At 42.3% G+C, this 14,383-nt stretch carries 12 protein-coding genes; 3 read left to right on the top strand and 9 right to left on the bottom strand.

Going from position 1 to position 14,383, the window contains the following annotated elements; genetic code table 11:
• Positions 1 to 56: 56 nt before the first annotated feature.
• From prfB to JCM14108_RS06485, 5 genes are all read right to left on the bottom strand, one after another.
• Positions 57 to 1,179, bottom strand: a protein-coding gene (gene prfB / locus JCM14108_RS06505) for a peptide chain release factor 2 (RefSeq protein ID WP_191978538.1) whose coding sequence is annotated in 2 segments (ribosomal slippage) — positions 57 to 1,100 and positions 1,102 to 1,179 — 1,122 coding nt in all. Because the reading frame shifts where the segments join, the coding sequence is not laid out codon by codon here.
• A 104-nt stretch (positions 1,180 to 1,283) separates the two neighbouring features.
• The gene (gene secA / locus JCM14108_RS06500) at positions 1,284 to 3,647 is read right to left on the bottom strand and encodes a preprotein translocase subunit SecA (RefSeq protein WP_035179421.1); all 2,364 of its coding nucleotides are present in this window, start codon (positions 3,645 to 3,647) and stop codon (positions 1,284 to 1,286) included.
• 267 nt (positions 3,648 to 3,914) lie between these two features.
• The gene (gene hpf / locus JCM14108_RS06495; RefSeq protein ID WP_035179420.1) at positions 3,915 to 4,478 is read right to left on the bottom strand and encodes a ribosome hibernation-promoting factor, HPF/YfiA family; all 564 of its coding nucleotides are present in this window, start codon (positions 4,476 to 4,478) and stop codon (positions 3,915 to 3,917) included.
• A gap of 122 nt (positions 4,479 to 4,600) precedes the next feature.
• Positions 4,601 to 5,122 (bottom strand): ComF family protein, encoded by a 522-nt coding sequence (locus tag JCM14108_RS06490; RefSeq protein ID WP_235807064.1) that lies wholly within the window; start codon positions 5,120 to 5,122, stop codon positions 4,601 to 4,603.
• Between the two features lie 163 nt (positions 5,123 to 5,285).
• The gene (locus JCM14108_RS06485) at positions 5,286 to 6,542 is read right to left on the bottom strand and encodes an ATP-dependent helicase ComFA (protein ID WP_152536913.1); all 1,257 of its coding nucleotides are present in this window, start codon (positions 6,540 to 6,542) and stop codon (positions 5,286 to 5,288) included.
• 116 nt (positions 6,543 to 6,658) lie between these two features.
• Here JCM14108_RS06485 and JCM14108_RS06480 point away from each other — a divergent pair, with 116 nt between their 5' ends.
• Positions 6,659 to 7,327 carry a YigZ family protein gene (locus JCM14108_RS06480; protein ID WP_035179416.1) on the top strand — a complete coding sequence of 223 codons (669 nt, stop codon included), beginning with the start codon at positions 6,659 to 6,661 and terminating at the stop codon, positions 7,325 to 7,327.
• Between the two features lie 105 nt (positions 7,328 to 7,432).
• Here JCM14108_RS06480 and JCM14108_RS06475 read toward each other — a convergent pair whose 3' ends face one another.
• Positions 7,433 to 8,539: a glycosyltransferase family 4 protein gene (locus JCM14108_RS06475; protein WP_035179414.1), complete on the bottom strand. Its 1,107-nt coding sequence runs from the start codon at positions 8,537 to 8,539 to the stop codon at positions 7,433 to 7,435.
• 269 nt (positions 8,540 to 8,808) lie between these two features.
• Between JCM14108_RS06475 and JCM14108_RS06470 the strand changes: the two genes are divergently transcribed.
• Together JCM14108_RS06470 and lrgB are read left to right on the top strand one after the other, a co-directional pair.
• Entirely contained in the window at positions 8,809 to 9,258 is a 450-nt protein-coding gene (locus JCM14108_RS06470; RefSeq protein WP_035179413.1) for a CidA/LrgA family protein, read from the top strand.
• Between the two features lie 21 nt (positions 9,259 to 9,279).
• Positions 9,280 to 10,032, top strand: coding sequence for an antiholin-like protein LrgB (gene lrgB, locus JCM14108_RS06465; RefSeq protein WP_035179411.1), 753 nt, complete (start codon positions 9,280 to 9,282; stop codon positions 10,030 to 10,032).
• 189 nt (positions 10,033 to 10,221) lie between these two features.
• Here lrgB and kimA read toward each other — a convergent pair whose 3' ends face one another.
• From kimA to groES, 3 genes are all read right to left on the bottom strand, one after another.
• Positions 10,222 to 12,063, bottom strand: coding sequence for a potassium transporter KimA (gene kimA, locus JCM14108_RS06460; RefSeq protein ID WP_035179408.1), 1,842 nt, complete (start codon positions 12,061 to 12,063; stop codon positions 10,222 to 10,224).
• A gap of 183 nt (positions 12,064 to 12,246) precedes the next feature.
• Positions 12,247 to 13,863 carry a chaperonin GroEL gene (gene groL, locus JCM14108_RS06455; RefSeq protein WP_035179405.1) on the bottom strand — a complete coding sequence of 539 codons (1,617 nt, stop codon included), beginning with the start codon at positions 13,861 to 13,863 and terminating at the stop codon, positions 12,247 to 12,249.
• Positions 13,864 to 13,933: 70 nt separating this feature from the next.
• Positions 13,934 to 14,218 (bottom strand): co-chaperone GroES, encoded by a 285-nt coding sequence (gene groES / locus JCM14108_RS06450; protein ID WP_191978537.1) that lies wholly within the window; start codon positions 14,216 to 14,218, stop codon positions 13,934 to 13,936.
• Positions 14,219 to 14,383 lie beyond the last annotated feature (165 nt).

The following is a 14,383-nucleotide window of genomic DNA, read 5'->3' as shown; positions in this document are numbered from 1 at the left end:
ATAAAAAGTGGCGTGAAAACCGATTTGGTTTCACGCCACTTTTTATCATGCAGGGGTTAATCAGGATTTTCCCGACTCAATTGCCACTGCAGATACGCGTTAATAAATGGATCTAAATCGCCATCCATCACGCCATTTACATTGGCTGTTTCATAATTGGTTCGGTGATCTTTCACCATTGAATATGGATGAAATACGTAGGACCGGATTTGAGAACCCCAGCCGATATCCAGTTGTTCACCCTCAATTTTAGCCTTCTCTTCGGCTTTCTTTTGTTCTTCCAGCTCATAAAGTTTGGACTTCAACATATTTAACGCCGTTTGCCGGTTTTGAAGCTGTGAACGTTGCGCCTGACTGGCAACAACAATTCCGGTTGGCAAATGCGTAATTCGCACGGCTGACGATGTCTTATTGACATGTTGACCGCCAGCACCACTTGCCCGGTAAACATCCACTTTTAAATCTTCCGGATTAATCTTAATGGAAACATCATCATTTAATTCGGGCATAACATCAACCGAAGCAAACGACGTATGCCGCCGGCCGGCAGAGTCAAACGGTGAAATCCGGACTAGTCGGTGAACCCCCTTTTCAGAGCGGAGATACCCGTAAGCATTTTCGCCGCTGATTAGGATAGAAACACTATTAATTCCGGCAACTTCACCAACTTGATAATCCAAAACGTCAACCTTAAAATCATGTGCTTCTGCCCAACGCGTGTACATTCGAAGCAGCATCGCTCCCCAATCCTGAGCTTCAGTGCCACCGGCACCTGGATGAATTTCCAAAATAGCATTGTTATGATCGTATTTGCCGTTTAACAGCAAGCCAAGTTGGTAACGATCAAGCTGTTTTTTAAGCTTTTCAGCCTTGGCCGTAAATTCATCCTGCATCCCGGCAGCCGGATCCTCGGCAATTAATTCTAAAGTTACTTTTAGATCGTCTAATTCACCGGTTAGCGTCTTAAAATTATCCCGCTTGGTCTTGAGCTGATTTGTCTCATCAATTAATTTCTGAGCACTTTGCTGGTCATCCCAAAAACCAGGTTCTGCCATTTTGGCTTCATTGATACTAATGCTTTCACTTAGGGCATCGAAGTCAAAGCGACCCCCTAAAACCATCGATGGCTTTTTGCATATCTGCAAGTTGTTTTTTGGCTTCACTTAATTCAAATGCCATATTTATTCCCCATTTCAAACAAATTATTTTATTAATCAAAATCAACAAACAAAGGGACCGAGACAAAAGTGATTTTGTCCAGTCCCGTTTGTTTAATCACGATATTACCGTTGCATATTTTGACGAATTTCGGCCTTCATAAAGAGCCGAGTTGCATCATAATCAATATCCGCAATCATTTCTTCAAACATCTTGTAACCTTCCCGTTGGTATTCAACCAATGGATTCAATTGACCGTAACCTCGAAGACCGATTGACTGACGAAGTTGATCCATCATATCAATATGATCCGTCCAGTGGGAATCAACCACCCGCAAGATAACAACTTTTTCAAATTCAAGCATTTGAGATTGATCGTAAAGTTGTTTTTGCTTTTCTTTGTAGACCGAATCAGCAAGCCCCATCAGCATCTTCTTGATTTCATCCGGTGTCTTGTCCTGGAAGTCTTCAAGTGAAATACGATCAGGACTAACCATTGCACTGATAGCGAAATCAAGGATTGTTTGCAGATCCCAATCTTCTTTTTCACCCTGGGTATGCAAATCAACGATTCGGTTAACCGTTCGTTCGATCATTGGCAAAATGACCCACTTCAGGTCCTTGTCTTCTTCGATAACTTCTTGACGTTCACCGTAAATAACTTCACGTTGCTGACGCATAACATCATCGTACTGCAAAACGTTCTTTCGGGAATCATAGTTGTTTCCTTCAACCCGTTTTTGAGCAGACTCAACCTGCTTGGTAATCATTTTGGAGCGAATAACAGCATCTTCACCCTCAACGTTTAAATGCTCCAAGAAAGTCTTGATCTTATCAGACCCAAATCGACGCATTAAATCATCTTCAAGTGACAGATAAAACTGTGACAAGCCCGGATCACCCTGACGACCGGAACGGCCACGCAGCTGATTATCAATTCGGCGGGATTCGTGTCGTTCAGTACCAATAACGGCTAACCCGCCTAATTCAACAACCCCGGGGCCTAATTTAATATCGGTTCCTCGCCCGGCCATGTTGGTCGCAATCGTTACCGCACCCTTTTGACCGGCATTCATAACGATGTCGGCTTCTTTGGCATGATTTTTCGCGTTTAAGACAACGTGCGGGATCTGTTCGTCGTCCAGCCGCTTCGAAAGATATTCGGAGGTTTCAACTGCAACCGTCCCGATCAGCATTGGCTGACCTTTTTTGTGCAATTGCTTGATTTCTTTAACAACCGCATCAAACTTGGCTTCCAATGTCGGATACAGCACGTCGGGATGATCCACCCGGACAACCGGCTTGTTGGTCGGTACGGAAATAACTTCCATGTTATAAATTTCTCGGAATTCTTCTGCTTCGGTCTTGGCCGTACCAGTCATACCGGCAAGTTTTTTGTACATCCGGAACATATTTTGATACGTAATCGTGGCCATTGTCTTGCTTTCTTCTTGAATCTCAACGCCCTCTTTAGCTTCAATCGCCTGATGAAGGCCATCGGAAAAGCGCCGGCCCTGCATAATTCGACCGGTAAATGAATCAACAATCAAGACCTCGCCGTCCTGAACCACATAATCCTTATCCCGGAGCATAATAAAGTTGGCTCGCAAAGCCTGATCCAAATGATGGGTCAAGGCTGTATTGTCCGTGTCATACAGGTTCTTTAAGTGAAAATACTTTTCAGCCTTTTCGATTCCCTTATCGGTTAAAGAAACCGTTTTGGTCTCCAAATCAATCTTAAAATCTTCTTTTTCATGAAGCGTCTTGGCAAACCGGTCTGTTCGCTGATAAAGTTCCGAAGTACCGGTAGACTGTCCAGAAATAATCAATGGTGTTCGGGCCTCATCAATTAAAATCGAATCAACCTCATCAACAATTGCAAAGTTAAGCGGTCGCTGAACCATTTCTTCTTTATAGGCAACCATGTTGTCCCGCAGATAATCAAATCCGATTTCACTATTCGTTGAGTAGGTGATATCACAGGCATAGGCTTCCCGCTTTTGATCAGGTGTCATTTCAGCCAAGTTGGCACCAACCGTTAAGCCCAACCAGTTATATAGTTCACCCATTTCGGTTGCATCACGTTGTGACAAGTATTCGTTAACCGTAACAACATGAACCCCTTTACCGGCAAGGGCGTTCAAATAAACCGGCATGGTTGCCGTTAAAGTCTTACCTTCACCGGTCTTCATTTCCGCGATGTTACCTTCATGAAGAACAATGCCACCCATGATTTGCACATGGAATGGATAAAGGCCAAGTACCCGACGAGCGCCTTCACGGGCAACTGCAAAAGCTTCCGGCAGCAAATCATCGAGTGTTTCGCCTTTTTGATAACGCTCTTTAAATTCCGGCGTCTTGGCTTGTAATTCTTCATCACTGAGTTGACGATATTCTTCCGCATATGCTCCAACCTTATCAGCAATTTTGCTTAGTCGTTTGAGTTCATGCTTATCGCTTTCAACCCATTTTTTTAAAACATTAGCCATTGGAAAATTCCCTTCTAAATCAAGTTATCCAGTTTAATTTAATATTTTAGTCGTACTATTGACTACATACCTAATTATTGTAACATTCAAGGCCATCAATGAAAACACCTTGATAACAAATACAGCATTTGTTTATCGTAATACATTTCAACACAATAGGAAAGCGTAACGCTAAAAACAATTTTTTTCTTAACATTTTTGGACAAAAAGACTCCCTCTAAACAACTGAATGATTATTGTCAGTCTGTTTAAAGGGAAGTCTTAAAGCTATTCTTCACCGGTCTCAATCAAGCCATAACGACCATCATTACGACGGTAAACAATGTCAATATTTGATGTATCGGCGTCTTCATAAATAAAGAAGTCATGGCCCAGCATATCCATTTGAAGAATTGCCTCTTCGTTATCCATTGGTTTCAAGGCTAAGCGCTTTGTTCGAACCACATCAAATTGTGATTGATTATCATCATTATCGGAAGCTGCCTGATCATCAGTAGGAACAAATTCCAAGTTCTTGAAGCCTTTTTCGCGAGATTTACGGTTAACCTTGGTTTTATATTTTCGAATCTGACGTTCGAGTTTATCGGTTACCAAATCAACGCTGGCATACAAATCGTTGGAAAGTTCTTCAGCCCGTAGAGTTAGAAATGGCAAAGGAATGGTTACCTCAACTTTAGCTTGTTTATCCGGATAAACCCTCAAATTGACATGAGCAGTATTCTTCATGTCCTTTTCGAAGTATTTTTCCAGTTTGCTGATTCGCTTTTCAACGTAATCACGAATCGCTTGAGTGACCTCGATATTTTCTCCACGAATGTTAAAAATTAGCATAACGTTCTCTCCCTTCACCATTAATGGTTTAATGGTCCGGTAATGAAAGTGATTTCATTATCGGCTACAACTTTAGTATAAATGAAAGTTTGCATTTTAACAATCATCAGGCTTCAAATAATTCAACGCGCCAGTGTCAATCCGGTCACAGAATTGGCACCCGCTTGATATAATAAGCTTGCAGCATGACGGATGGTTGTCCCGGTCGTGTAAACATCATCCACAATAATAATCGCTTTTCCCCGAATAAGTGAACCGGCCGGCTCGACAAATTCAAAGGGCTGGGCTGTTTGAAGCCGGGCAGCCCGGTCCTTTTCCGATTGGCGTGTGTGCTTCGTTATCTGGCAGGTTTTAAGGCAGGAAACGGTTTGAACACCTTCACACAACCCCAACACTTGATTAAACCCCCGTTCCTCAAAAGTATTTGGGTGAATTGGAACAGTCACAATTAAACGCCCTGACTGTTTGAGCCTGGCTGTTACCAGCTGGTTAAAAACCGCTCTTAGGCGATAATCACCCAAAAATTTATACTGCTTCATAAAATCTTTCATCGCAGCGTTATATTCAAAAAGCGCTTGATTGACAAACGGGTATGGAAACTGTTGACGCCACTTATGACAGTCCAAACAGGTATCATCTGACAAATCGACAGCCCGTCTACCGCAGACTCGACACGTTTGACAGTCCAAAAGCGGCTTAAACTGTGACAAACACTTGGCGCAGGCTCGGGGTGGCCGCACTTTTTGAAACGAGAAAATTTTTTCCAGTGTCAGAGCGGTGCTTAACGGGGCCTGACATAATAGCAATTCATTTTAGACGGGTCGCCTTTCGATTCATTTGCCGGATCTGATTGTCACACGATCGGATCGTTTTCGTCCGTCGTTCGCAATAAAAAAGAACCCGTCCGGTTGGCCGAGCACTGTTTCGGCCCACTCGCCCGGCAATTTGAACCAGTGCCGAAGCTGAAAAGATTTCATCATCCGCTTTCAACACAATCACATCAATACCGGGAAACGTAACGCCACGTTCCAAAATCGTTGTCGTTATTAAAAAATCAACGGTTTGATCACGCATCGCCGCTACTTTTTCAATTCTTTTAGGGTCCGCAGAATAAACCGTTAAAAAACGTCCGGTGATTGCAGCCCGGTTCAGCGCCTCACTGACCAAGGTCAGGTCTTTGATTCTCGGCACAAATAATAAAAACCGCTGCCGCTGTTGAAGTAATTTAATAATCATTCGCAGTACCGATTGAGGCAGTTGCTTTTGATCAATCTTTTGCTTTAAATGCCGACTTTTGATAATCTTGACAGTCGGCAGTAAAAAGCCATGATAGCGGATTGGCAGATAACTGACCGATAACTTTTTTTGCCGGATCTGTCGCATCAATGCTTCATCCGGTGTCGCAGTTAAATAAAGAATGCCGCCACCGGGCTTAATCGCGTTTTGAACGGCAAAATGAAGCATTTGATTGCCGGCAAAGGGAAAGACATCCACCTCGTCAATTACCATCACATCAAAGGCGTGATAAAATCTGAGTAACTGATGAGTCGTACAAACAGTAATCTGACAATACTGATAAGGCTGGTCGGCTTTTCCGTGAAGCAGTATACAGGAAACCTGTTCGAAAGCTGCTTTAATCCGCGGAAAAAGTTCAATGCAGACATCCACTCTTGGTGACGCGATGCCAACTCGCAGCCCTTGACTCACTGCCCACGCAATTGCCGGAAAAAGCATTTCCGTTTTACCAGCTCCCGTCACCGCCCACAACAGATGGCGCTGCCGTTGATCAAATATTTTTACAACCTGATCCGCGCATTGTTGCTGCAGATTAGTTAATTGCCCCTGCCAAGACATCGGCTTAACTATTTTGGCAAACTGATTTGGCTCGGCAACCGTAACCAGTCGATGCAGTGTATCCATTCGACCCATTTGAATACACGCGTAACAATAATACTGATTATCCGGCAGTTGGGCTACGGCCGGATTTAATTTGGTATGACACCTGGCACACCAGGCGCCCACTCTTGATGATGACTGCCGGCCGAAATGACAGTCGGCAGTCATTTTTAAACTTTACCGGCAATTCCAATTCGTTTATTTGGCGGCCAAACAACTCTGATATATGATTAATCATATTAACACCTCACAGAATTTAAATACGGTTTTTAGGAGGTATCTTTTTGACAAAACCATCACTCACAATCAAAGAAAACGGCACGCACGAAATCATCATTAAAAAATCCCGATTCATTTGTACCCTGGCTCGAATTAAAGATGAAGCGCAGGCAAAAGAAACAATTGCCGACGTTAGTAAGGAAAATGCCAAAGCAACCCATAACTGCTACGCGTATTTACTTGGTGATCAAGATCAAATTCAACGGGAAAGTGACAACGGTGAGCCTTCAGGGACTGCCGGGGTGCCAATTCTCGAAGCACTCAAGATGAATGAGCTGCACAACGTTTTGGCTGTTGTAACCAGATACTTTGGCGGCATCAAACTAGGCGCTGGCGGCCTTATCAGGGCTTACAGTAACGCAACTTCTTCAACGATTGACAAAGTCGGCATTGTGAATCTGGTATCCAAGAGAAGCGTTACGTTAACGATTGATTACAGTCAGTATGATTCCTTAAAATATCACCTGGATAATGAAAACATATCAATCCAAGACACCGTCTATGGCGCTAACATCCAAGTTACGGTCGCAATCAGGGATGCCGAGCTTAAAGACTTTCAACAGCGGATCCTGGATCTTCTCGGGGGAAAGGTTTCGTTTGTGATTGGCGATTATCAATTGTTTGAAGAGCCGTTTTCCCGAGCCAAACGTGAAGATGTCGAACATCGACAATAACTAAAACAGGCTTTCTGAGTCTCCCCCACAAAGGAGATCTAATCAGAAAGCCTGTTTTATTTCAGCCAGGATCATTTATAGGGCAATTATGTAATCCTGAAAAGGCTACTTTTCTTCTTTACCGTGATTTTCCTTACTGGTAGTGTCCTTGACCAGCTTTTTAATGCCATTCAGAAGTGGTTGTCGATCCTCACCAACCAAGCCGATCGTTTCAACAAACAGCTCCAGTCCGATTAAAACCGCAATTGTCAAAAGAATGGACCCCCACAAAGTTGAAATCGGGTATAGCAGCGAAATAAACGAGAAAATCAACGCAATCCCATAAATAACCAAAACCGTTTGTCGATGAGTTAACCCAATCTGCATCAATCGATGATGTAAATGGCGTTTATCCGCATGAGAAATCGGTTCACGGTTCAACAACCGTCGAAAGATTGCATAGACCGTATCCGTGATGGGAACCCCTAAAATCATTACCGGAATTAACAGGGTAATAAAAGTCGCGTTTTTCAAACCAAACAGCGAAAATACCGACATCATGAATCCAATAAAAAGCGCACCGGTATCTCCGAGGTAAATTCGCGCCGGAAAAAAATTGTATGGCAAAAAACCGACACAGGAGGCAACTAATGCAAAAATCATAATCGAAACAAAAATATTTCCGACATTTAAGAAAAACATACCGGTAATGCCCATTGTTGTCAGTGCAATAATTGAAACACCGGTCGCTAAACCATCCAAACCATCAATTAAGTTAACAGCATTAGTGATCGCCAAAATCCAAAGCCAAGTCACCGGTAAACTCAGCCAGCCCAAGTGAAGCGTAAAGAAGGGCAGCGTAATCGTTGTCATTTTAACGCCGGCAAAAAAATAAACCCATAAGGCAGCAATTGAAATGCCCAAGACTTTTTGGCGTGGCCGTAATACAAAAATATCGTCAATAATCCCCGTTAAGATAATAATTGTTTCGCCACCATAAATCCCCCAAAGTATTTTAGTCGGGAATTGATTTCGCAATAACACCATTGTACAAAATGTGTAGGCAATAAAAATGGCCAACCCACCAATTGTTGGCATTGGAATTTTATTAACCCGACGTTTATTCGGTCGATCTTCGGCCCCGACGGCAAACGCCAGCTTCCGTATAAATGGCGTTAAGACAGCCGAAATAATCATAGTTGCAAATAAAGACACAATGATTTCGAATTTCAAATTTGAAACCTCGCTAACTTCCTTACATTTCTTATCAAATCAATTATACAGACGCCGTTTCATAAAAACAACCCACGGCTAATACTTGATAAATAAGCGATTATAGGAAAGCGCTTTTTGTCTGCACTTACTATTTGTACATTTATTCACATTTTTTGCTTGAAACGGGTTTTTTAATTGTCATATTTCACAAAAACAATTATACTTGAACTTGTAAGATAACAAGATTTATGTAAATCTTTATTTCACAAACGAAAGGAGTTTTCAGCATGGCTGACAAAGCAAAAGTTACACAAACTACATCAGATGAGAAAAAAGATGCGCCTATTTTAGTCCAAATGGGCATTTTTGCGGCTGTCTTATTTGTTTCAAGTTTGATTTCACCATTATTCCCACCGACATTCCCTGTTCCAGTGCCGGTTATTGGTCTTGTTTTACTTTATTTATTATTAACCTTTCATATCGTAAAGGTAGAGTGGGTCGATAAGTTTGCAACTTTCATGATCAGTTTGATTGCATTTCTGTTTGTACCATCAGGAATCCAATTGACCGCTTCTCTTAACATTATGAAGGCTCAAGGGCTTCAAATTATTATTGCAATTATTATTTCAACTGTTGTCTTACTGGTTGTCGTTGCCTACACAACATCATTCTTCATCTGGATTCGAAAAACCGTTTTCCACGGTGATGTTAGTGTCAGTGATGAAGTTAAAAAATAACGCGGAAAGGGTGAGTTATAAATGAGTGCGACACAAACAACCATTATCACGTATTTGGGAACACCAATTTTTGGGATTTGCTTATCAATTCTTTTGTTCCTGTTCGGCCAATGGCTCTTTAAAATTGGCAAAGGCTTTTTCCTTTTCCAACCACTGTTCGTCGGCATGGTTTTAGGTATCTTCGTTCTATGGTTAATGGCCAAGGCGTTCGGCGTTGATGTAACCTGGTTCTATACCAACGCTTATAAACCGGGTGGCGATATTATCTTCTGGTTCTTAAATCCGGCTACCATCGCCTTTGCGGTACCGCTTTACAAACGAAACGATATTGTTAAACGCTTCTGGTTGGAAATTTTGATTTCTTTAATCGTTGGTTTATTTATTTCATTATTTGTTATCTACGGCGTTTCCAAGCTGCTTGGCATGGATAACAATGGGATTGCTTCCATGTTACCTCAAGCTGCTACGACAGCGATCGCAATGCCGATTTCCGGCGCGATTGGCGGGACACCTGCAATCACCGCAATGGCATGTATCCTAAATGCTGTTTTGATCTACGCATTGGCAACTTGGTTGATTAAACTCTTCCACTTAACTGAGCCAATTGGTCAAGGACTTGGTTTAGGAACTGCCGGACATACCGTTGGTTCTGCCAAAGCATTGCAATTAAGTTCGGCATCCGGTGCAATGGCCGCCATTGCCGTGGTTATTATTTCAATTGTTGTTGACTTGGTTGTACCAACATTTGCCAACTTCATGGGCTTAATTAAATAATCTTCTGATGAACTTAAACCAAAAGAGCGGATCAGGTACGAAAGTACATGGTCTGCTCTTTTGGTTTGGTAATTGAAAATAGTGAAATGGCGGTGTCCAAGAACTGGTTTCCTTGAGACACCGCCATTTTTTAGTTCCAAACAGGTCTGGCTGCTAAACAGCTAACCCTAAAGGGAATCTTTCAAACAACTACTCTTTTAGATGATAATTGTAGTTGGAAATAATAATATTTTGACGTGAATTTAAAATCGTCCGTAATCGCAAGCTGGTCTGGTTATGCAGTAAATTCTCCCAACGATGCTTTGGCACAAATTGCGGTACCAACACCGTTGTCGAATAATTTCGATCTGCCGCCCGCTTAGCGATGACATCGCAAAACCGCAACGTCGGTTGGGCAATGGAACGATATGATGAATGAATATCAACAAACCGGACATTCGGGAACTCTTTTTTGAATTCTTCAGAGGTTTTATGCTCTTTTTCCGGATTAGAATCAAACGAAACGTGCATCGCAATGACATAATCACCAATTGACTGGGCGTAACTGATGGCGTTGGCGGTGACCCGGGTAACCCCACCGACCAGTACAATTACCGTTGACCCATCATAATGATGCGTAGCCGTAATCTGAGTGTCTTCTTCGACAACCCGCAATTGTTCCGCAACCCGTTTATAGTGTCGATTAATCTTATAGAAAATTCTCAGTAAAATGGGCATTACAATCAGGTATGGCCAAACATTCGGGAATCTCAGCAGAAATAAACAAACCACCAACGTCAATGAGATGAACGCACCAATAAAGTTGATAATTGATTTTAACTGCCAATTTTTACCCCGGTGTCGGCGCCAATGAATAATCATACCTGACTGGGACAATGTAAATGGAATGAAAACACCAACTGCATACAATGGAATCAATGAATTGGTTCGACCACCAAAGAGTATGATTAAAACGATTGCCCCTACCGCCAACGAAATGATCCCGTTGGAATACCCCAGTCGATCTCCCTTATCCAAATAGGCGTGCGGCAAAAACTTGTCCCGCGCCAGGTTATAAGCCAGAATTGGAAATGCGGAAAAACCGGTATTGGCGGCAACTGCCAGAATCATCGCAGTTGACAACTGTAGTAAGTAATAAATGATGCCGTGACCAAACACCGCCACACCAATTTGTGAAAGAACCGTTTCGTGACTGTTCGGCATAATACCAAGGTAGTAACTCAGAAAAGTAATGCCGCCAAAGAAGCCGGCCAGAATAGTCGCCATAATCGCCAAAGTTGCTGAGGCATTGTGACTCTTGGGCTTTTTAAAATTTGGCACAGCATTACTGATTGCTTCAACACCAGTTAATGAAGATGAACCGGATGAGAATGCCCGAAAGAAGAGTACTAAAGTCATTCCCTCAACCGGCGCGCCGATATGCGCAGCGGCATGATATTGAATGTTACCGGTAACGATGTTGTAAGCACCGTAAATAATCATCGCCATAATCATAACGATAAACAAATAAACCGGCAATGTTAGAAATGAAGCCGACTCTCGAATCCCCCGCAAGTTCAGCAACATAATTCCCACAACAATCAATGATGAAATCAATACTTGATGGGCATATAAACTCGGGATTGCCGAAGTAATCGCTTCGGTAGCCGAGGTTGTTGATACCGCCACCGTCAGCATATAATCAACCAATAGTGAACCACCAGCAATTAATCCGGCCCGTTCACCCCAGTTTGTACTGGCAACAACGTATGCACCACCGCCAGACGGATAGGCATGAATAATCTGTTGATATGATAGTGTAATCGCAGCTAACAGGATCAGAACAAGCGCTGCAACCCAAATCTGATACATCAATGCAGCTGCTGATAAGGTAATCAGGATCGTGGTAATTTGTTCAGTACCGTAAGCAACTGACGATAAAGCATCGGATGATAATAATGCCAGTGCTTTAAACTTCGTTAACGCCTGGCCGCCCTCGTCAGTGGTTTTTAACGGCTTACCAATTAAGAGCCGCTTTAAATATCGCCACATAATAGTTACTCCTTTTGTCATATTTACCATTCATGGTGAACCATAAAATAATAGTCCATCTTGCCGGTAAATACAAGTATTGATTATGTACATAAAATAGTCACTAATACCATACAACAACAAAAAGCGCCCGACAAGCTCGGACGCTAAATTTGTTTGTCTTAATGACTATTTTATTTGATTTTACATACCCATACCAGGTTGTGGTGCTGGTGCAGCAGGTGTATCCGGCTTTGGCTCTTCAGCAACAACGGCTTCCGTTGTTAAGAGCAATGCAGATACTGAAGCAGCATTTTGAAGTGCCGAACGGGTAACTTTGGTTGGATCAACGATACCATCATCAATCATATCTTCAAATTTACCATTTGCGGCATTGTAGCCGATTCCCGGCTTTTCATCCTTAAGCTTTTCAACAATAACAGAACCTTCGACACCTGCATTTTCAGCAATTTGACGAACAGGTTCTTCAAGTGCTCGGCGAACAATGTTAATACCGGTTGCTTCATCGCCATCAGCTTCAAGCTTGGCAATTTCTGGAATTACATTGATCAATGCCGTACCACCACCAGGAACGAAGCCTTCTTCAACGGCTGCTCGGGTAGCGTTTAAAGCATCTTCAATTCGATATTTCTTTTCTTTCAATTCAGTTTCAGTTGCGGCACCAACCCGAACAACAGCAACACCGCCTGATAACTTAGCCAAACGTTCCTTTAACTTGTCACGGTCAAAGTCTGAAGTTGTCTTTTCGATTTGGGTCTTAATTTCCGAAACCCGTTGTGAAATTTGGTCCTTTGAACCGGAACCATCAACAATGGTTGTTGAATCTTTTGTAACATTAACCTTGTTGGCTTGACCCAATTGTTCAATGGTTGCATCTTTCAAGTTTAAGCCAAGATCGTCGGTAATAACCGTTGCCCCTGTCAAGGTTGCGATATCTTGGAGTTGATCCTTACGACGATCACCAAAGCCAGGTGCTTTAACAGCAACAACGTTAAAGGTCCCCCGCATCTTGTTCAAAACAAGTGTTGGCAAAGCTTCACCGCCAATATCATCGGCAATGATCAAAAGTGAACGGCCTTGTTCAACAATCTTTTGAAGCAACGGCAGAATATCCTGAATGTTGGTAATCTTCTTGTCAGTTACTAAGATGTAAGGATTATCCAAGTCAGCTTCCATCTTTTCGTTATCAGTAACCATGTACTGAGACATATAACCACGATCGAACTGCATACCTTCAACAACGTCCAAGCTGGTTTCAACCCCACGGGATTCTTCAATTGTGATAACGCCATCGTGGCCAACTTTTTCCATAGCATCGGCAATTAACTTACCAACTTCCGTGTTAGCTGATGAAATTGAGGCAATTTGGGCAATATCATCTTTGGTTTTAACATCGTGGGACATTTTGTGAAGTGCATCAACAGCTGTCTTGGTTGCTTTTTCAATTCCGCGGCGGATACCAACCGGGTTGGCACCAGCTGTTACGTTCTTCATACCTTCATTAACAATTGCCTGCGTCAAAACGGTTGCGGTTGTCGTACCATCACCGGCAACATCATTGGTCTTTGAAGCAACTTCAGAAACCAACTTGGCACCCATATTTTCAAAATGATCAGGTAGTTCAATTGCTTTGGCAATCGTAACACCATCATTTGTAATCGTTGGTGTTCCGGCAGTTTGTTCCAAAACAACGTTCCGGCCTTTAGGACCAATCGTAGCTTTAACTGTATCTGCTAATTTGTCGACACCTTTAAGCATTGCGCCTCGAGCATCTTCAGAAAACTTTACTTCTTTAGCCATTCCAATTTTCACCTCAAAAATTTATTTTTGATTATTTTTAAAATTGTTGAATCGGTTATTCGCAAATCAATTATTCAACGATTGCGACGATATCTTTTTCATGTAAAACTAAATAGGATTTGTCGTTATCTTCAATTTCCGTACCAGCGTACTTATCGAACATAACCTTGTCACCCTTTTTAACAACTGGGGCAACAGTTTGACCGTTATCCAAAACGCGGCCTTCTCCAACAGAAACAACCGTCCCTGTTTGAGGCTTCTTTTTAGCGTTGTCAGCTAAAACAATGCCGCCAACGTTTTTTTCCTCTTCTTCTTCTCTTTCGATAATTACGCGATCTCCTAATGGCTTTAACACGTTAGTCCCTCCATTTGCAACAATTTTTAGCATCATTAGCACTCATATGACAGAAGTGCTAATCACTGCTTATAATATATTATTTTTTGACTCGAATTGCAAGGATTTTTCAGTTTAAACCAGTCTTTAACCGATTCTTTTTTGTTCAAGCCCCCTAATCATTGT

The organism is Lentilactobacillus farraginis DSM 18382 = JCM 14108 (assembly GCF_000583655.1).
GTDB lineage: Bacteria > Bacillota > Bacilli > Lactobacillales > Lactobacillaceae > Lentilactobacillus > Lentilactobacillus farraginis.
Note: the sequence above shows the minus strand (reverse complement) of the source record. Positions and strands in the feature narration are given on the sequence as shown.

What these genes read in the sequence shown, in the direction of transcription:
- secA (WP_035179421.1), bottom strand. Translation starts at nt 3,647, where the DNA reads ATGGCTAATGTTTTAAAAAAATGGGTTGAAAGCGATAAGCATGAACTC.
- hpf (WP_035179420.1), bottom strand. Translation starts at nt 4,478, where the DNA reads ATGCTAATTTTTAACATTCGTGGAGAAAATATCGAGGTCACTCAAGCG.
- JCM14108_RS06485 (WP_152536913.1), bottom strand. Translation starts at nt 6,542, where the DNA reads ATGACTGCCGACTGTCATTTCGGCCGGCAGTCATCATCAAGAGTGGGC.
- JCM14108_RS06470 (WP_035179413.1), top strand. Translation starts at nt 8,809, where the DNA reads ATGGCTGACAAAGCAAAAGTTACACAAACTACATCAGATGAGAAAAAA.
- lrgB (WP_035179411.1), top strand. Translation starts at nt 9,280, where the DNA reads ATGAGTGCGACACAAACAACCATTATCACGTATTTGGGAACACCAATT.
- kimA (WP_035179408.1), bottom strand. Translation starts at nt 12,063, where the DNA reads ATGTGGCGATATTTAAAGCGGCTCTTAATTGGTAAGCCGTTAAAAACC.
- groL (WP_035179405.1), bottom strand. Translation starts at nt 13,863, where the DNA reads ATGGCTAAAGAAGTAAAGTTTTCTGAAGATGCTCGAGGCGCAATGCTT.